The organism is Microvirga sp. 2TAF3 (assembly GCF_052114965.1).
Classification (GTDB): Bacteria; Pseudomonadota; Alphaproteobacteria; order Rhizobiales; family Beijerinckiaceae; genus Microvirga.
In genome coordinates this window covers 39,256-56,673 of record NZ_JBFRFT010000017.1, presented here as the reverse complement: position 1 = coordinate 56,673, position 17,418 = coordinate 39,256, and the positions used below count along the sequence as shown (strand labels likewise).

The window sequence follows — 17,418 nt, the reverse complement described above, 5'->3', positions numbered from 1 at the left end:
TGAAGATGGATCCCCTTCCCGGTTCTGCGGAAAACCGGGGATGACACTCCCCCAACCTTGACAATTCTCCTCGCTTCGTTATTTTGTTCATGTTTTGTACTCGCATTCATCCATCCCATTGCCATGACCGACGAACCATTCTCGAACCCGGCCTCCAGGGAAAAGCTCACCCCCGCCCGCATCGCCGAGATGCGTGGTCTGGTGGAGGGCACGACCCGGTCCTACAAGCGCATCGGCGCGGAGCTGGGCATTTCCGCCTCGACCGTATCGCGCTATGCGACACAGGGCGAATGGCGGCGGCCGCCCGGCGCAGCCTTGCCCGCGCGCATCGCGCGCCAGCGGGACAAGGTGACGGAAAAGCTTTGGAAGCTCACGGCCCGCCACGCCAAGGCATTGGAAGACCAGCCCATCGAACTGATCCAGGACTCCCTCCAGCCACTCGCCAGCCTCACCCGCGCGCTCGGCGGCCTCAGCAAGCACGTCCCCGTCGCTCCCGCGGCCGAAGATCACTATCCCGACGAGGATGCCAGACCGCCCCGCTCCATCCACGAACTGCGCGACGAACTCGCGGCCCATCTGGAACGCATCGAGCGGGAGGAAGGGGAAGGCTGGAGCCGGTTCGATTGGTGGTTTGAGCATGGCGGGGGAATTTGATGAGAGTCCTTCGGCCTCCGGTGCACAAATTTGCAGCATGAGCGGATCCGTAGCTCCTCATGCCCGTTGTTCCCATCATCGATCGACAGGAGCAAGCTATGAAGAAGTTCGCGATTCTCGTCAGTGCCGGTCTCATCACTCTCGGCGCTATCGGAGCCGCTGAAGCGCAGCCCAATCCACTTCAAGGCACGCCCGGATCCATCTTCCCCGACGCTGCTCCCAATGAGGTCCAGATCATCAACGGTGTGCCCTGCCGCACCGTTCTCGTTCAGGGCACCAACACCCGCGTACCCGTCGAGTGCGCAGGTCCGGTCGCAACCGGCACTTTTGAACCGGGCACCACGGGAAGCATCCGCGTCGAACAAATGCCTGGCCCTTCCGTTTCAGGTTCTCCCTTCCCCTATGCGGCTCCGAACGAGGTCCAGATCATCAACGGCGTGCCGTGTCGTACCGTTCTCGTTCAGGGCACCAATATGCGCGTGCCCGTCGAGTGCGCTCGCTAACAACATTCAGGCCTCATCAGCGGGCGCAGGTTTTCGGACCTGCGCCTTGCCATGTGAAAAGAGAGGTTTTCTCGATTCACTTCACGCTGTTTGAGGCTGCATTTCCATGTTCACTCGGATGGAGCGTCAGTCCTGAAGGTGAGACCTGCGCGTAGAGTGGGAACCCATCACCGACAGATGCTCCCAATCGAGATTGAAGCCAAGGAATTCAACGGAGATGCGAAGGATGGGGCCGTCTGCTCAAAGACGGTCCACAGTGCTCCGTCGCAGCGTCGACTTGTGCCGCCAGCACATTCCGGTTTTCGAGTGGCATGACAGGTTGATGCAACGGAGGCGTGAGCACGCTTCGCATGTCACTCTCCACACTGCCAGTTGGTGATCTGGCAATCGGCATTCACGCTTTCGTTCCGCACGAGTCGGCCGTTCGAAATGTCGCCTTCGAGCTTTCGGCTGATCCGCTCGGGCGGCAGGCCATGATGCTGCCAGCGCGCCGTGAGCCGCTGCCGTAGGATCTCTTCGGAAACCTCGACAAGAATAGCCAGATCGAAAAACGGCCGCAGGCCAGCCCATGGCGGCTGACGAAGCAGCAGGTAATTGCCTTCCACCACGACAATGTCGGTAGATGCGGGGATCAGCCGTGCACCCGCTCGGGCGATCTCGATATCGCGATCGAATACCGGCACGGCCACGGCGCTCTCGGTCTTGTCGCGCAACCGGACCAGCATATGACGCAGTCCGTCCACGTCGAAGGTATCGGGGGCGCCCTTGCGGGAGAGCCGGCCAAGTTCCTTCAGCAATCCATCGTCATAGTGGTAGCCGTCCATCGGAAGAACGGCGGCGCGTCCGGGATCAGACCGATTGAGCCGACCGACCAGTTGCTGCGCAAAGGTGGACTTGCCCGAACCCGGGGGGCCTGCGACGGCCACCAGCAGCCGGGTGTTCTTCGGCTGGCTCGCGAGCCGGTGCGCCAGCGTGGCAAAGTCGATGACTTCCATGGTCGCAATTTACTTGAGAACGACCGGTCACTTGTCGGCTCTGTTGCATCAACCGTCAAGCGGCGGCCGCAAAAGCGGCCGCGACATTCCCTGACGGTATGAGGCTCAAACCGCTGCGGTCGCCAAGGCCCGGACCGACATCTTATGCCTCAACTCTTCCTGCTTTTGCCGGACCATCCCCGGGATCAGGAAGCCGTCGATCAGGAGCCAGACGAACCCGACGACGATGAAGTAAGACAGTATTTGAAGAATCGCGGTCCCGGGCCGGCCTAAATAAAACCGATGGCCGGAGAAGATCCCGAGGAAGAACCAGAACATGTAAGCGACGACGATGCTCGGCCCTTCGTTGGAGATGCGCGTTTCGATCAACAGTTGTTCTTGTGTAGATAAAGCCATTCATGCCCCCTTTTATGGCAGGCTCAACAACTTCCACACTCCTTAATTTAAGTAAAGATTGACGGGCGCATACCCGCCCCGTGCTGGAGGCCGTGTTCAAAGGATATGCACCGTGCGGCTGCCGGCCGGAAGCGGCAAGGGTATCGTGCCCATGCTTGCGCTCCGGGAGATATGCGATCGCATCGCGGCGAGAGCCACGAGATTCCTCTTTCCAGTAAACCCGGAAAGGGGATGCGCGGGCGAACGCCATCCCCTTCGTCCCAAATCCGGAGCGCCCGCCCCTCACGCCACGAAGAAATCCCCCGCACTCATCTTCAGGCCCTTCGCCGCTTGCGCGAACTGGATCTGTGCCGTGCTACCGATACCGTCCGGGTCGTAAGAGAGCAGGCCGGATTTGGCATCGTAGATGATGCGGTCGGACGCATCGTGCGCCTTGGTGCCCGTCCAGAACGCCGCTGTGTTGAGGATACCGCTCGCGCCCGCCTTGGCGAAGATTGTGTGATCGAGTTCGATCCTGTCGTCCACCACATTGAAGTCGGCGATGCGATCCACATTGGTGCTCTTGTTCGGCGCGGTGTTGAACACGAAGACATCCGCGCCCGCGCCGCCGGTCAGCACGTCGTTGCCGATGCCGCCGATCAGGGTGTCGTCGCCATCGAGTCCGTTGAGGCGGTCGTTGCCGCCGCCGCCTTTCAGGATGTTGGCGGCCGCATTTCCGATGATGGTGTCGCTGCCGGTTCCGCCCGTCGCATTCTCGATCAGCGAGCGCGTATCCCCGTGATACAGGAGCGCGTTGGCGATGTTGCCGCGCGCGAAATGTCCCGCGCCGAGCTGCGCGATCTGCGCGGAAGACAACGTGGACCACGCGCCGGGGCGCAGATCCACCGACAGGTTGGTGGCGTAGTTGGAGAATTCGTAGGTATCGACGCCGCCGCCGTCCCATATCGTCATGAAGATTCGATTGCCGCCGGGAACACCCTCGCCCTTGCCGTCGATGAAGGCCTGGCCCGTCGCGGGATCGAAGCGATAGACGCTGTTGCCGCTATTGGTGGAGAAATTCGCGCCGTACATGTGTTGCAGGGCCGCGATGTCGTCCATCATCGGCGTCTGGGCATAGCCCCAGGTTTCGTTCTCCACATATTGACCCGCCGCGCTCACATAGGACCGGTAGGTCATGACCGAATTTTCCATCGAGTCCTGTGCCGGATTCATGGCGCCGAACCCGTCTGTCTCGTTGCCGTGTTTCAGGCCGATGGCATGCCCCAGCTCGTGAAGCACGGTGTAGAAGCCGTAATTGCCGCGCTGTGGGGAATCGTACCAGCCATTGGCGATTCCGAACCAGGTGTCGCCTGCTTCCGGATAGTCGGCCGGCGTGTAGGTCCATGCGGATTCCGGTGCATCCGACATGGCAAGGCGCAGGGTCGCGTGGGTGGTGGCGCTCTCGTCGATCTGCGTGAAACTCAGATTCGTTACCGACGCGATCATGTTCAGCACCGTGTGCACGGCCGCGATCTGAACCGCGTTCAGCGCCTTGAAGTTGTTCTGCGGCTCTCCCAGGCCATAGCCCGATCCGTAATAGGACGCGCGTGTCGGGAAACTGTAAGTCAGGTTCGACGCATCCCACATCTTCCCCGACAGAAGGCCGTCCGTATCCTGATTGCCCGTCCGTGCAACTGAAATTGTATCGACCATGTCCATTCCTTAGCTTCGGCAGAGCGGAAAGAGACTAAGGGAGGCTACCCGTCAGGCTATATCTCTTAAGAGGTACGAATGCCGATAAATGCTTGTATTCTTTAAGAATATCGGCCTAATCACGTCCCGATCCGGTCGCATTCCTGAAAATTGGCTTTCAAAAGGCACATAATCCTTATGCGCGGATGATCGCGATGGAGCCACCGGGACTTTCCGTGAACAGGACGGTCGGCGATCAGCGCTCCCACCCCTCGATCAGGCTTGAAATGTCACCTTTGGGAATGATCCTTGTGCGATTACGCGACGCAACTCACCGCACCTTTCATGGTCAACGGCACCGCGCAGAAGCCTATCGAAGGCGCGGGCCATGGGCGCCGTCACGGCCCGCCCACGGATCATCGTCCGCGCCGCAGTTTCTCGTAGCGTTTGATCAGGCGGTCGCGCTTCAGCTTCGACAGGCGGTCGAGCCAGAAGATGCCGTCGAGCTGGTCGATCTCGTGTTGCAGGCACACGGCCATGAAGCCCTCCGCCTCCTCTTCCCGCGCGGCGCCGTCGAGATCCCGGTATGACACGCGCACCCGCGCGGGGCGCTCGATCTCGTCGGTCACGCCCGGCATCGACACGCTTCCCTCAACGTGACGGATCGTGTCCTCGGAAGACCAGAGAATGCGCGGGTTGACGTAGATCCTCGGTGCGTCCGAGGGATCGAGTTGAATGACGACCAGCCGCTTCAGGACGCCCATATGCGGCGCCGTGATTCCGACGCCGGGCGCCGCCCTCATGGTATCTGTGAGATCCTGCGCGAGCTCTCGCAACGCATCATCGAAAACCGCAACCTCTTCCGCCTGCGCGCGCAGACGGGGATCTGGAAAATACACAAGGGCTCGCACCGCCAAGAAATGTCTCCGTTCAACCTTGAGGGATTTTTTTACTGAGCGAGTGCCAGATGGCGCGAGTCGAAGCCGGAAAATTCCATATCCTTACAAGGCACTTTACCGGCAGCGCCACAAGGTCGAAAATCTCTTCGCCACGCTGAAGGACTGGCGGCATATCGCAACTCGCTAAGACCGATGCGCCCATGCCATCTTCTCAGCAATTCGCATTGCCGCAACCATCATCTTTGGCTTTGAGCCACAAGAGTCACACTCATGCTTTCACCGCCGAGAAGAAGAGGAATCGCGGCTTGGTCGTCAGGCTCTGGTATGCTTCCGGAAACCGGTCGCGGGCTCGAGGATCGGGCTGGGGCTCACTCAGTATATCAATCTGAAATCCAGCCGACTGGAGTGCGTCAAACATGGCATGGAGCGGACGATGCCAGAAGCGCATCGCGATGTCCTTCCCGCCGCGCTGCCACGTTTCAGTAAAGCTATAGGTCTCGAAATAATTGTCGCGGCCAGCCAAGTGGTGATCCATGAAGGGGTGGTGTGTGGAAAAAACCAGGCGGCCGCCTTGGGACAGCAGACGGTTGAATTCCGAGAGGGGCAGCGCCCAGTCAGGCAGATAGTGCATGACAAGCGAGGCGAGGATCAAATCGAAAGCGCCATCGTCAAAGGGCAGTGGTTCGTTCAGGTCAGCCAATAACAATCGCGCACGTTCTTCAAGGCGACGCTGCGCGATTTCCAGCAGGCCAGCACTGGAATCGATCCCGGTTAGTATCGCCCCTCGATCAAGGAGTGCTGCGGCATGAGCCCCACCGCCGCATCCCGCATCGAGTACTCGAAGTCCAGTGACGTCACCAACCAGCGAAAGAATTGCCGGCCGTTCATAATAGGCATTCCAGGCGTTGATCTCGTTGTCGGCGTCATAGGCCGCTGCAAACGCATCGTAATCATTCTCAAACAACATTGCTCCTCGCCAGAGGGGCGCCCAAAGACGGCGCACTCATCGGCATCTCATACGATCTATCCTTGCATCTTATAGATGCGCCAACTTCTCCGGCAAGGTCGCGCGTTTAGCTTTGATCAATGGGTCATGAGCCTAGACCTCGGCCCACATCCTGAAGAGATTGGCGCTGCTTTTCGCAATGAGATCGAATTCCGGCGACTTGCCTGATTGCGCGAAGAGGCTTCCCCGAGCGGTTTCGAGATCGAACAGAAGCTCCCGCTGGGCGCTACTGCGCACATAGCTTTGCGCCCAGCCGACCGCCACGAGCCGCTCGCCGCGCGTTACGGGCGCAACCCGGTGCAGGGTCGTCGAGTCGTAGGCGACGAGATGACCGGCCGGAAGCTTGACCTCGTCCTCGCCTGCCGGGAGTTCGATCACGAGCTCGCCACCGTCGTAGGTATCCGGCTCTGCCAGGAAGAGTGTGAACGAGACATCCGTGCGGATGCCGTTCATCAGCGGATTATCCACATGGGGGCCGTAGTGGCTCCCTTCCGTGTACCGGCTGAAAATCAGTGGCGTCAGCGCTTTGGGACGCGTCGCGAGACTGAACACCTCGTTCTCCCGAATGGCTTTCGTCACTCGCTCCCTGAGGAGATCGAGGGCTGCGCCTTCCCGCGCCTGTTCGTTCTCCTTGACGAGCCTGGCACTCCACCCGGCCGTCGCGCGGCCATCCTCGAAACGCATGGCGCCCAGCATGGCGCGGATCTCTTCGAGCTCGCTCCGAGGCAGCACGTCGGCAATCGTGATCAACATGGGATGAAAACCTTACGGACTTGTCAGGCGCTGACATAGGATGTAGCTAAATCATTGTAAAGACTAACAGTTTTTAAATATTCTAAACTAGCCGCCGGCGAACTTGGCTCGCCGAGAGGAGACGACGATGAAGAGACGCAAGATCTGGGCGGGCCTCGGCACCGCCGTGCTGGCAGCCGCACCGGCTGCTTCGCAGGCGGCGATTCTGCAGGCCCAGCCTCGGCTGGAGATCGGCTCCAGGTCAGAACAGGATCTGCTGCAGCTAGCCCAGCACAAGGGTCATGGTGGTGAGGCAGCCAAGAGCAAACCGCCGGCCGCAATGGGCGGCGAAGGCGATGAGGGTGGCGCAGGCGGAGCCAAGCTTGAGCCTTCGCTGCATCTTTACCGCGGCGTCGAGCTGATCCGCGGTCATCTGCTCGTGGGCGGAGAGCTGGTCGAGACCGGCCGCTGGGCGGAAGCCCTCCCCCATTTCCTGCATCCGGAAGAAGAGATCTATGGCAGCCTCCGGGATGATCTGAAGACCTTCGGAGTCGCGCCTTTCCAGGTGGCCTTGAAATCGCTCTCTCAAGCTGTGAAGGCCAAGAACAAGGAAGCCTATGTGCGGGCGCGCGCGGCGCTCGACGAGCGCCTTGCAGCAGCGGAGTCCGCAGTGCGCGCCAAGGAGGCGAACGGAACCTACTTCACTCTCGAGACAGCCCTCGAGGTTCTTCAGCAGGCAGCTGACGAGTATGGTCATGCCATCGAGAAGGGCCGCATCGCCAATGTGGTCGAATATCAGGATGCGCGCGGCTTCGTTCTCGAAGTGGATCGCCTCGTCGGCACCGCGATGAACGACGTGGCGGCGAAGAATGCGGATGCCGCGAAGGTGATCCGCGCCAGCCTCGACGAGCTGAAGTCCATATTCCCGTCCGTGACGCCGCCCCAGCAGCCGGTGAAGGACACGGGCCAGTTTCTGAGCAGCGTCGCAAGGTTCGAGCTGCAGCTCGGTAGCCTACGCTAATCATGACGACGCGCGAATATCTCCCCAAGCTTGGTCGGGTGCTGGCGGGCCTTGTGCTGGCGGCCCTCGCGGGCGGAGCGGCCGAAAAACCTGCTTCGCTCGATATCGAGCATTGGCAGAAAGCCTTCGCGCGTCCCGATCACGTGCCGATGCCCGCAGACAATGAGTCAACGGCAGAAAAGACCGCACTCGGCGCGAAGCTCTTCGAGGATCCCCGCCTGTCGGGGAAGGGAGATGTCGCCTGTTCCAGTTGCCATCAGGCGGAATTGTCCTTCTCCGATGGCGTCGATCGTCACACCGGGCTCGATGGCCATCCCCTCGACAGGCGCACGCCGCCGCTCTGGAACATGGCATGGGGCCTGTCCTGGTTCTGGGACGGGCGGGCCTTGAGCCTCGAGGCGCAAGCATCGGGCCCCATCGAGAACAAACAGGAGATGGCGGGCGATTTGGAGAGCGTGACCCGGGCCCTCGCATCCGATCCGCAGATCCGGCAAGCCTTCGCCACAGCCTTCCCCGAAGACCCCGCCGTGACGCGCGCCAACCTGATGAAGGCCCTGGCCGCTTTCGAGCGCACGCTCGTCTCGCCTGAAACGCGCTTCGACAAGTGGGTGAAAGGCGACGACAACGCGCTTGAGCCCGATGAGCTTGCGGGATTCACCCTTTTCGTAGGGAGGGCCGGCTGCGTCGCCTGCCATCAGGGTTGGCGCTTCACCGACGAGGCATTCCACGACATCGGTCTTCCCGGAGACGATGCGGGCCGGGGAGCGATCCTTGGCGTGAAGGCGGCGGAGCATGCCTTCAAGACGCCCAGCATACGCGAGCGCGTGTGGTCCGCGCCCTACATGCATGATGGTTCACTCGCGACCTTCGAGGATGTCGTGGACCATTACGCCGACAAGGTCGTGCAGCGCCCCACCCTCTCGGCCGATTTGCCTCGACACATCGCGCTCAGCGCAAAGGAACGGGCTCAGCTTGTCGCCTTTCTGAACACGCTCTCCAGCGAGGATCCTCCGCGCCCGGCGAGTCTTCCGGCAAGGACCATTGCATGGGGTGTCAGAACCGATGCGGTTGCGGCATCGACCGTGAGCCAGAAGGATCGTCGTTTCACGCCCGACGCTATTCTCATGAAGATCGGCGAGGCCCTGCGCATCCTCAACGACGACACGCGCACGCACAATGTGCGTGTCGACGGACAGGGCATGAGCTTCAACTCGGATGGGCAGAACCCGGGCGATACGGTGACCATCGGTTTCGACAAGCCGGGCCACTATGACGTGATCTGCGGCATTCATCCGGACATGCACCTGAGCGTGGATGTCGAAGCGGCCAAGGCTCCTTGACGCGGGCCGCCTCTTCCCCTTACCGCGCGTGCGCTTATTCGGATCTGAGATGACCCAAGAGACCGATGACCGGCAGGAGCGAGACGATTTTGCAGACAGTCTCAATGCTCGCCATGTGGGCAAGCTGCCCCGGGACCAAGAATCCCGAGCGAAGGCGCGGCTCCGAAAGAGCGCGTGATCGCGAGCCTCACAGCCGTTGCAGCCGTCCCAAAACCTCGCGGGCCGCGCGCTCGCCTTCCAGCGTCGCACCGCCGACCGTCATGGCACCCCCGCCCGCGCTCGCCTCTCCCGCAAGCCATATCAGGTCGCCGATCGGCTTGCGCAGGGCCTCGCGCGCCGACAGGTGGCCCGGCTTCGCGATGGAATAGGAGCCTTGGGAATACGGATCGTTCCACCAGCCGGCGAGACGACCGCCCGTCACGGCCTCACGGATGCGTCCGCCCACCATCGCGGCGAGACGCTCGGTGGCGAAATCCGTGGCGGCCCGCTCGCCGGCATCGCACAGCTCGCGGGCATGATCCCCGCCGAGATAGGCCAGGGCGAGGTCCTGCCCTTCCGGCCAGAACTCGAAACTCGTGGTCTCGCTCCTGGCGTCAATATCGGTGAGATCGGTCGCATCCGTACTTCCGAACCGGGTGCGGTCGATGCGAAGGGCGATCTTGGTCAGCGCCCCCATATGAAGCCCGCCCAGGGCATCCAGGGTCTCTGCAGGCAGGTTCGGCGTGAAGCGCAGTCTCTCGGCCTGAAGCACGCCAACCGGCACCGTCACGATGGCGGTCCGCGCCGTCAGCCTGCCCTGCGGGGTCTCGGCCTCGACGCGGCCCTCGCCCCAGCGCAGATGCGTCACGGGCGTGCCGAGGCGCACGGGCACATCGGCTCCGTAGCGAGCGACCAGAGCGCCGTAGCCGCCGGCGGGGATGAAATCGTCGCCGCTCCAGAGCTGGTCGTAATCCAACAGGGACACCCGCTCCGGCTCCTCCCCGAGGGCGAAGAGGGTGATGCCGCCCGCGGCGTCCGCCATTTCCCGCGGCTTGTTGCGCACCACATCGGCAAACGAGCCGTCCACCGATCCGGTCGCCTCGATCAGGCTCTCGAGATCGCGATAGGCGGCGCGGCGGCGCCGACGCTCGGCGTCGGGCACGAGCGTGCCGTTGCGGTAGACCCGGAACCCGCCGCCCGTCGCTTCCTCGCTCAGCGGAACAGCCAGATCCGCCGCGATCTGCCGCCAGGGATTGTGCTCGGCCCAATGAATGTAATGCGCGCCGGCGTCGAAGAACGCCCCAAGAGAGCGGTCCGTATAAGCCCGCCCGCCGATGCGGGAGCGCGCCTCGACCAGCGTAAAGCTGCGCCCGGCACGCCGGAGCGCCTTGGCGGCGGTGAGGCCCGCGGCGCCTGCGCCGACGATCAGGACATCCACATCCGTCGCAAGTGCGGGGCGAACGATAGCAAGGGAGGCTGCTCCGGCCAGAAGGCCGCGTCGGTTGATCCGCATGAAGGCACGCCTTTTTCAATCCGGCTATGGCACGTGGGCCTGGAAAAGCCGCTACGGCCATTCCGGTCCGCCCAAGAGTTTCAACCCAAGAATTTCAACCCAAGAGTTTCAACAAGACAGGAGTTTCGGCAAGAACTCCATGCCGGAAATTCCAGCCAGATTGGCGCGATTTTAGGGCGCGCTATTTCCCGCGGAAATAGGGCTCGACGGGACCGTTCAGCTTGATGGTCAGGGGATTGCCGGCCCGGTCCTTGGAGTTGCCGACCGAGAGCCGCACCCAGCCTTCGCTGACGCAATATTCTTCCACGTTGTTCTTCTCGACGCCCTTGAAGCGGACGCCCACGTCCCGCTCCAGCACGGCGGCATCGTAATAGGGGCTCTGCGGATTCGTGGAGAGACGGTCTGGCAGCGTATCGGTCATCGGATCAGCTTTCGAAGAATGGCGATTGTTGCCCAATAACCCCTCGAGGACGGATTTCCAACCGGGACCGCGCCGCCTGCTTGCATCGACTCAGGAATAGGGTTATGTAGCGGACATATCATTAGCACACTATCAATATCCCCCCTATGAAAACCACCCTCACGAGCACCCGTGTCGTCTTCATCGACGAATTGTCCAAGGTGAGCCGCAAGCTGCGGACATCCTTCGATGCACGGGTCAGGGCCAACGGCCTGACCATGGCGCGGGCGCGCACGCTCCTGCGCCTGCTTAAAAAGGACTGCATGACCCAGACGGAGCTTGCGGAGGAACTGGAGATCGAAGGCCCGACTCTGGTGCGGCTTCTGGACAACCTGGAGAGCCAGGGCCTGATCGAGCGCCGGCCCGTGGACGGCGACCGGCGCGCCAAGCAGGTCGCGCTGACCGCCGCCGGGCACGAACAGGCCGAGACGGTGAGCCATCTCGCCGACGAGGTGCGCGAAAGCGTGCTCGCCGACGTAGCGGAAGACGATCTGCTGGCGGCGGTGCGGGTGTTCCGCATCATGTCGCAGAATATCGAAGCCGCGTCCTGACGGATCGAAGCGTCATGACCGCAATGCAGAAACCCCGCCTGAGCGAGGACGAGATCGCCGTCGCACCGGAGACGGAACGGGACGAGCCTTCCGCGCCCGCGCCGCAGCCCGCGCCTTCTCCACCTGCTTTCGTTCCCAAGCCGCCGCTTCTTGCGGCTGCCTATGTGCTGGCGGGGACCCTGTTCGCGCTGACACAGGGGCTCGGCATGAATCTCATCAGCGCGAACCTGCCGCAGATTCAAGGCTCGCTCGGCGCGACGACTAACGAGACGACATGGCTGATGGCGGCTTATATGGCGCCCAATGTCAGCCTGTCGCTTCTGCTGATCAAGATCCGCGCGCAATATGGCCTGCGCAACTTCGCCGAACTCTCCATCATCGGCTTCGTCCTCGTTTCGCTGATGCATCTCTTCGCCAACGATCTGCAATCGGCGCTCGTGGTGCGCTTCTTCAGCGGTGTTGCCGCCTCGCCTCTATCGTCGCTCGGCTTTCTCTACACGCTCGAATCCTTCCCGCCCGCGAGGAAGATGAATATCGGCCTGTGCCTTGCGCTGACGAACATCTCGCTCGCCATGCCGGTGGCGCGCCTGATCTCCCCTGCCCTGATCGAGATCGGACAATGGCATGGGCTGTATCTGATGGAAATCGCGCTCGCGCTCATGAGCTTCGCGGCGGTGTATCTGCTGCCGCTCGCGCCGACGCCCCGCGCCAAGGTGATCGAACGGCTCGACGTGGTGAGCTATCTCTTCATCGCCATAGGCTTTGGCGCCGCCGCCATCGCACTCACTCTCGGCCGCCTTTACTGGTGGCTTGAAGCGCCGTGGATCGGCGTGCTGCTCGCCGTCGCGATCATCGCCGTCACGGCCATGGTCGTCATCGAACTCAATCGCAAGAATCCGCTGATCGACGTGCGCTGGCTGGCGAGCAAGGAAATTCTGCATTTCACCGGTGCGCTTCTTCTGTTTCGCATCGTGCTGTCCGAGCAGTCGAGCGGCGCCTTCGGCTTCTTTCAGGTGCTCGGCCTGCAGAACGAGCAGATCGCCACGCTGACCTGGCTCATTCTATTTACGACGATTGCCGGAGGCCTCGCCTGCGCGGTGCTGATGAAGCCGGGACGCGAACCCGCGATCCATGCGGCGTCGCTCGCCCTGCTTGCCATCGGCGCCTACATGGACAGCCGCGCGACCAACCTCACGCGCCCCGCGCAGATGTATGCGAGCCAGGCGATGATCGCACTGGCCGGCGCGCTTTTCCTGCCGCCGGCGCTCGCTTCGGGCATGATGTCGGCGTTGAAGAAAGGCCCGAACTATATCCTGAGTTTCATCATCGTGTTTCTCGTGACCCAGAGTCTCGGCGGGCTTCTGGGGTCCGCGGCCTTCGGCACATTCGTCACCTGGCGCGAAAAATTTCATTCGCATGCGCTGGTGCAGCACATCACGCTGATGGACCCGTTCGTCGCGCAGCGCGCAAGCCAGCTCGGCGCGGCCTATGGCCGGACGATCACGGACCCGACCCTGCGCAATGCGGAAGGACTGGCATTGCTCGGCCAGCAGGCGACGCGGGAGGCGAACGTGCTCGCCTATAACGACGCGTTCCTGCTGATCACTGCCCTCTCCACCTTCGCGCTCTGCGCGCTGTTCATCCACATGGCGCTTATCGCTCTCAGGCAAAGCGCCGCCGCCCCACAACCGACCGCAAGCTGACGAAACCCATCGAACGATTGTCATGACCAGGCTTTTCAGATCGACCGCTTCCCTCATCGCCGTCGCGCTCGGCCTTACCGGGCTCGCGCTGGTTCTCTATGCGTGGCGCCTGCCGCCCTTCACCTCTTCGGTCGAGACCACCGACAACGCCTATATCCGGGGGCAGGTGACCATCATCAGCCCGCAGCTTGCGGGCTACATCGCCGAGGTCGCGGTGCAGGATTATCAGAAGGTCAAGGCAGGACAGGTGCTCGCACGGCTCGACAGCCGCATCTTCGAGCAGAAGCTGAAACAGGCTGAGGCGAGCCTTGCCGCCCAGAAGGCCGCGCTCGCCAATTCCGAGCAGAAGCGCCGCTCGGACGAGGCGCGCATCGCGGCCGGCGAAGCGCAGGTGAACGGGGCGAAAGCGGCACTCGCGACGGCGGAAGCCAACTGGAACCGTGTCGAGCCGCTTCTGCAGAGAGGCGTGACGACCCAGAGCGCCGCCGATCAGAGCAAGGCCTCCCTCGAACAGGCGAAGGCAGCTCTCGGGCAAGCGCAGGCGGCGCTGGAAGTGGCGCGGCAGGATCTCGCCGCCACCCGCGTCAGCCGTCAGTCGTTGGAGGCTGCGGTGCAGGGTGCGGAAGCCGCCGTGCACCTCGCCGAGATCGACCTTCAGAACACGACGATCACGGCGCCGCAGGACGGCCGCCTGAGCGAGGTCGGCGCGCGGCTCGGGCAATATGTGGCGGCGGGCAGCCAGCTCATGGCCATCGTGCCGGAGACAGTCTGGGTGGTCGCCAATTTCAAGGAAACCCAGCTCTCCGACATGAAGGTCGGCCAGCCGGTGACGTTCACTGTCGATGCGCTGGAGCATGCAAGCCTGCACGGCCATGTGGAACGCTTCTCCCCCGCCGCAGGCTCGGAGTTCAGCGTGCTCAAGCCCGATAACGCGACGGGCAACTTCACCAAGGTTGCCCAGCGCGTCCCCGTGCGCGTCGCCATCGATCCCGGCCAGGAGCTTGCCGGGCAACTCGCCCCCGGCATGTCCGTGGTGGTGAGCATCGACACGGCGGCACCGGGCTAGGCGGCCTTCTCGGGAAGCTGAAGAAGCCTGTCGTTTTTCGGAGTTCAGTCGGCCCTATCGCCCGCTTCGATCTTTCGAAGCTCGGCGGCCCGGGCCGTTTTGTGTCGACGCTTCAGGACACGGAACCACAGGAAGGCGGCGATGAAGCTTGCAAGCACCAGGGCGGCGTCGAGAACCGGGTATGACAGCATATCGATGGAATAAAATCTTCCGAAAAGCGCCAGGGCAATGGCGGCCGTCACGCCGCTGATCACTCCGGCCATCAGAGCCGAATCCCGCGGCATCGGCGCGTATGCTTCCGCTCTGCTCGCAGCAAGCTTGTTATTTTCTCTCGTTTTCATTCAATCCTTTTTCGGTTCCCAGTGGGATTTTCCTAGAGAGGAGGCGTGGTTTGATCGGGCGCATCCTCAACAACGGCGGGCATTGTCGTGTCGAGAATGTCGTCCAAGGCATCGGCCATATCCTCGATCTGCTCGAACGTTGCCGTGAGCGTGACCCTGGAACCGTCATCCAGCTCGACGATCAGCTCGGGATCGCCGCCATTGACAACAGGTGAGACCAGAAAACTGACGAGTCTTTTCGGATCGGGCATAGCGTCTTTCCTGCTTTCGCGTTTCTTACTTGAACATTGCGGAGGCGACGCTGAGCTGATGCTCGTAGGCTGCCCGGCTATAGGTCTCGATGGCACTCTTGATCTGGTAACGCGGCGCACCCTCGCCCGACGGCAATTGCTTGACGATGGTGAAGGCGCCGCTCCAATTCGGGCCAAGAAAGCGTTTGTCGGTAAACGTGACGTGCTGCCCGCACGCAAAGCGATGATTCGACATCGATGGTTCCTTTATGACAGCTTGGCGCTGGCGGATGAATGCGGTTGATGGAATGCTCAGTGCACGAACAGCACGAGGAACATGCCGAAGGCAAACACCAAGGCCATGCTGCCTATGGCGATCCAGGCTCTTTGATCTTCGGTCAGCACGGGAACAAGTCTAGACATGTCGGCCTCCGGTGAGTGAACCCATCCGCCGGGGCGCAAAAGGCCGGTCGGCGATGGATGGAAGATTGAAGTTGGCCGCATCCATGTCGAAAACATCGTCGAAGAGCCCGTTCTCGGGCCACTGGGATGTCCGAAGCGGCTGCGGCGTACGGCAGAGCTCGTGCTCGCCGACCACGCGTTCCTCGACTCGATGGATGGAGCGGATCAGGTATTGCGGCTCGGCGTCATCGGACCTGATGCAGGCGACGACGGTGTAAGACGCCTTCCAGGCGAGATCGGGAATATGCGTCTCGGTATAAAGGACCGTTTCTCCGACCGCGAAGCGATGGACTTGCATGACGTGTTCCTCATCGTGGGGTTCGTGCAGGCCGCAATGCACGAACGAAGAACACATCTGTGCGGTCGGTAAGGGCTCCGCCCGGCTGGTATCCTCAGTGAAAAATGCGCTCTCGATATCTCGATACGCACTCCGAGGAGGGCCACCTTGGGCATGAGCGGCGGTCTCAAGAAAAATCAACGCCACTCTCTCAAACTATATGGGGCATATGCCAATGAATTACATCGGGATGGGCAATTTAAAAAATGCGAATTCAATGATTATGCTATCTTAGTTATTGGGAGAGAGTAGAATTTATTACAGATATTTTGACTTATGATAAGAATATCGACTTAGAGTTTTTACTCTATCGCTGAAGGAGGATCCGTCATGTTGGATCAGGCGCTCATCTCCGTCCTGCTGATGGCAGGGTGTCTGCTTGTGTACGAGATCGCCATTCGAAAGGGCCTGCGCAGCTCTCCGACGCGCTGAGACGCGGATGGGGTTTGAGTGAGCGTGTCGATCCGCGCCCCGTTATTCACGACGGAAGGGACGAAGATTCCGGAGGTTTGATCCCTGATGGAGGGAGAGGTTCCATGATTGCGAAGACTGATGCGAAAACACCTCGGAGTTCGGCGAAACCCAAGCAGAACGAGAGCCTGCCGCGATGGGAGAATGAAGGGGGCGCCCCTTCATCCGGCGATCGCTCGCAGAGACAGACTGGCAAGGCCCGGAAAATCGACAAGCCGGCTGGGAAGTAAGCACGGGCTCCTTAAGCGAGCCTTCGGGCGTGAGACAGGGCTTTCCGGACGAGATGCAATGCCGTGAAGCGAGCATATTTCCCTGCCCGGATTTTGCCCCTAGATTCCCGGCCTTGAATCCCAACCGACAGCGAACCTGCCATGCCTGCCCACAGCACTTCCCTCTCCACCATCGGGTTCGATGCCGACGACACGCTCTGGCAGAACGAGCATTTCTACCGGCTGACGGAAGAGCATTTCACCTCTCTGCTGGCGGAGCATGGGGAGCCGGACGTGCTTGCGAGCCGGCTGCTCGCAGCGGAGCGGCGCAACCTCAAGCTCTACGGCTACGGCATCAAGGGCTTCACGCTCTCGATGATCGAGACCGCCATCGAGGTGACCGACGGGCGCGTGCCGGCAGCGGTGATCCAGCGGATTCTCGCGGCGGGACAAGAGATGCTGAGCCACCCCGTCGAGACCCTGCCCCATGTGCGCGAGACCCTGGAGCGGCTGGCGGGGGCCTATCGCATCGTCCTGATCACCAAGGGCGATCTGTTCGACCAGGAGCGCAAGCTCGCGCAATCGGGGCTCGGCGACTTGTTCGACGCGGTCGAGATCGTGAGCGAGAAGAACGCCTCGACCTACGAGCGCATCTTCAACCGCCACGGCGATGGGCCGGGCCGCAGCATGATGGTGGGCAATTCGCTGAAATCCGACATCGTCCCCGCCATCCAGGCCGGAAGCTGGGGCGTTTACGTGCCGCACGCGCTGACCTGGGCGCTGGAGCACGACGACGAGCCCGTCGCCGCGCCGCGCTTCAAGCGGCTCGAGCATCTGGGTGAACTCGTCGATCTCATCGCGCGGCTCGCGTGACCGGTG

20 protein-coding genes and 1 pseudogene are annotated in these 17,418 nt (G+C 61.9%); 9 read left to right on the top strand and 12 right to left on the bottom strand.

Translation table 11 applies throughout. From position 1 onward, the window contains the following. Nucleotides 1-123: 123 nt before the first annotated feature. Together AB4Y97_RS16190 and AB4Y97_RS16185 are read left to right on the top strand one after the other, a co-directional pair. Nucleotides 124-654, top strand: a complete 531-nt coding sequence (locus AB4Y97_RS16190) for a hypothetical protein (protein WP_442000071.1) — start codon at nt 124-126, stop codon at nt 652-654. A gap of 98 nt (nt 655-752) precedes the next feature. After that, entirely contained in the window at nt 753-1,157 is a 405-nt protein-coding gene (locus AB4Y97_RS16185) for a hypothetical protein (RefSeq protein ID WP_442000070.1), read from the top strand. Nucleotides 1,158-1,510: 353 nt separating this feature from the next. Here the strand turns inward: AB4Y97_RS16185 and AB4Y97_RS16180 are convergent, their stop codons facing one another. From AB4Y97_RS16180 to AB4Y97_RS16165, 4 genes are all read right to left on the bottom strand, one after another. Next, nucleotides 1,511-2,152 (bottom strand): hypothetical protein, encoded by a 642-nt coding sequence (locus tag AB4Y97_RS16180; RefSeq protein WP_442000069.1) that lies wholly within the window; start codon nt 2,150-2,152, stop codon nt 1,511-1,513. A 105-nt stretch (nt 2,153-2,257) separates the two neighbouring features. Further along, nucleotides 2,258-2,548 carry a TM2 domain-containing protein gene (locus tag AB4Y97_RS16175; protein WP_442000068.1) on the bottom strand — a complete coding sequence of 97 codons (291 nt, stop codon included), beginning with the start codon at nt 2,546-2,548 and terminating at the stop codon, nt 2,258-2,260. Nucleotides 2,549-2,830: 282 nt separating this feature from the next. After that, nucleotides 2,831-4,240 (bottom strand): M10 family metallopeptidase, encoded by a 1,410-nt coding sequence (locus AB4Y97_RS16170; RefSeq protein ID WP_442000067.1) that lies wholly within the window; start codon nt 4,238-4,240, stop codon nt 2,831-2,833. Nucleotides 4,241-4,635: 395 nt separating this feature from the next. Beyond that, nucleotides 4,636-5,136, bottom strand: coding sequence for a peptide deformylase (locus tag AB4Y97_RS16165; protein ID WP_442000066.1), 501 nt, complete (start codon nt 5,134-5,136; stop codon nt 4,636-4,638). A gap of 85 nt (nt 5,137-5,221) precedes the next feature. Between AB4Y97_RS16165 and AB4Y97_RS16160 the strand changes: the two are divergent. Beyond that, a pseudogene (locus tag AB4Y97_RS16160) lies at nt 5,222-5,302 on the top strand (IS5/IS1182 family transposase); the annotation flags it as partial. Nucleotides 5,303-5,386: 84 nt separating this feature from the next. Here the strand turns inward: AB4Y97_RS16160 and AB4Y97_RS16155 are convergent. Both AB4Y97_RS16155 and AB4Y97_RS16150 read right to left on the bottom strand, forming a co-directional pair. Continuing rightward, nucleotides 5,387-6,082 carry a class I SAM-dependent methyltransferase gene (locus tag AB4Y97_RS16155; protein WP_442000099.1) on the bottom strand — a complete coding sequence of 232 codons (696 nt, stop codon included), beginning with the start codon at nt 6,080-6,082 and terminating at the stop codon, nt 5,387-5,389. 135 nt (nt 6,083-6,217) lie between these two features. After that, on the bottom strand, nt 6,218-6,877 hold the full coding sequence (locus tag AB4Y97_RS16150) for a Fe2+-dependent dioxygenase (protein WP_442000065.1): 660 nt from the start codon (nt 6,875-6,877) through the stop codon (nt 6,218-6,220). A 127-nt stretch (nt 6,878-7,004) separates the two neighbouring features. Here AB4Y97_RS16150 and AB4Y97_RS16145 point away from each other — a divergent pair, with 127 nt between their 5' ends. Both AB4Y97_RS16145 and AB4Y97_RS16140 read left to right on the top strand, forming a co-directional pair. Further along, entirely contained in the window at nt 7,005-7,877 is an 873-nt protein-coding gene (locus tag AB4Y97_RS16145; protein WP_442000064.1) for a hypothetical protein, read from the top strand. Between the two features lie 2 nt (nt 7,878-7,879). Next, complete coding sequence (locus AB4Y97_RS16140) at nt 7,880-9,217, top strand: cytochrome c peroxidase (RefSeq protein WP_442000063.1); 1,338 nt, start codon at nt 7,880-7,882, stop codon at nt 9,215-9,217. A 187-nt stretch (nt 9,218-9,404) separates the two neighbouring features. Here AB4Y97_RS16140 and AB4Y97_RS16135 read toward each other — a convergent pair whose 3' ends face one another. Both AB4Y97_RS16135 and AB4Y97_RS16130 read right to left on the bottom strand, forming a co-directional pair. Then, the gene (locus AB4Y97_RS16135) at nt 9,405-10,709 is read right to left on the bottom strand and encodes a flavin monoamine oxidase family protein (RefSeq protein WP_442000062.1); all 1,305 of its coding nucleotides are present in this window, start codon (nt 10,707-10,709) and stop codon (nt 9,405-9,407) included. 181 nt (nt 10,710-10,890) lie between these two features. Further along, nucleotides 10,891-11,130 carry a DUF3297 family protein gene (locus tag AB4Y97_RS16130; protein WP_442000061.1) on the bottom strand — a complete coding sequence of 80 codons (240 nt, stop codon included), beginning with the start codon at nt 11,128-11,130 and terminating at the stop codon, nt 10,891-10,893. Nucleotides 11,131-11,276: 146 nt separating this feature from the next. On the opposite strand from AB4Y97_RS16130, the gene AB4Y97_RS16125 reads away from it, so the two are divergent. From AB4Y97_RS16125 to AB4Y97_RS16115, 3 genes are read left to right on the top strand one after another with little or no spacing between them, the layout of a single operon-like run. After that, complete coding sequence (locus AB4Y97_RS16125; protein ID WP_442000060.1) at nt 11,277-11,720, top strand: MarR family winged helix-turn-helix transcriptional regulator; 444 nt, start codon at nt 11,277-11,279, stop codon at nt 11,718-11,720. A 14-nt stretch (nt 11,721-11,734) separates the two neighbouring features. Further along, nucleotides 11,735-13,423 carry an MFS transporter gene (locus AB4Y97_RS16120; protein ID WP_442000059.1) on the top strand — a complete coding sequence of 563 codons (1,689 nt, stop codon included), beginning with the start codon at nt 11,735-11,737 and terminating at the stop codon, nt 13,421-13,423. A gap of 22 nt (nt 13,424-13,445) precedes the next feature. Continuing rightward, on the top strand, nt 13,446-14,489 hold the full coding sequence (locus tag AB4Y97_RS16115; RefSeq protein WP_442000058.1) for an HlyD family secretion protein: 1,044 nt from the start codon (nt 13,446-13,448) through the stop codon (nt 14,487-14,489). A gap of 44 nt (nt 14,490-14,533) precedes the next feature. Here AB4Y97_RS16115 and AB4Y97_RS16110 read toward each other — a convergent pair whose 3' ends face one another. The 4 genes from AB4Y97_RS16110 to AB4Y97_RS16095 form a co-directional block, all read right to left on the bottom strand. Continuing rightward, nucleotides 14,534-14,752: a hypothetical protein gene (locus AB4Y97_RS16110; protein ID WP_442000057.1), complete on the bottom strand. Its 219-nt coding sequence runs from the start codon at nt 14,750-14,752 to the stop codon at nt 14,534-14,536. Between the two features lie 110 nt (nt 14,753-14,862). Then, nucleotides 14,863-15,081 carry a hypothetical protein gene (locus AB4Y97_RS16105; protein ID WP_442000056.1) on the bottom strand — a complete coding sequence of 73 codons (219 nt, stop codon included), beginning with the start codon at nt 15,079-15,081 and terminating at the stop codon, nt 14,863-14,865. Between the two features lie 25 nt (nt 15,082-15,106). Continuing rightward, nucleotides 15,107-15,316, bottom strand: coding sequence for a hypothetical protein (locus tag AB4Y97_RS16100; protein ID WP_442000055.1), 210 nt, complete (start codon nt 15,314-15,316; stop codon nt 15,107-15,109). Between the two features lie 159 nt (nt 15,317-15,475). Next, entirely contained in the window at nt 15,476-15,820 is a 345-nt protein-coding gene (locus AB4Y97_RS16095; protein ID WP_442000054.1) for a hypothetical protein, read from the bottom strand. A gap of 881 nt (nt 15,821-16,701) precedes the next feature. Here AB4Y97_RS16095 and AB4Y97_RS16090 point away from each other — a divergent pair. Further along, nucleotides 16,702-17,412, top strand: coding sequence for an HAD family hydrolase (locus AB4Y97_RS16090; RefSeq protein WP_442000053.1), 711 nt, complete (start codon nt 16,702-16,704; stop codon nt 17,410-17,412). Nucleotides 17,413-17,418: the final 6 nt, after the last annotated feature.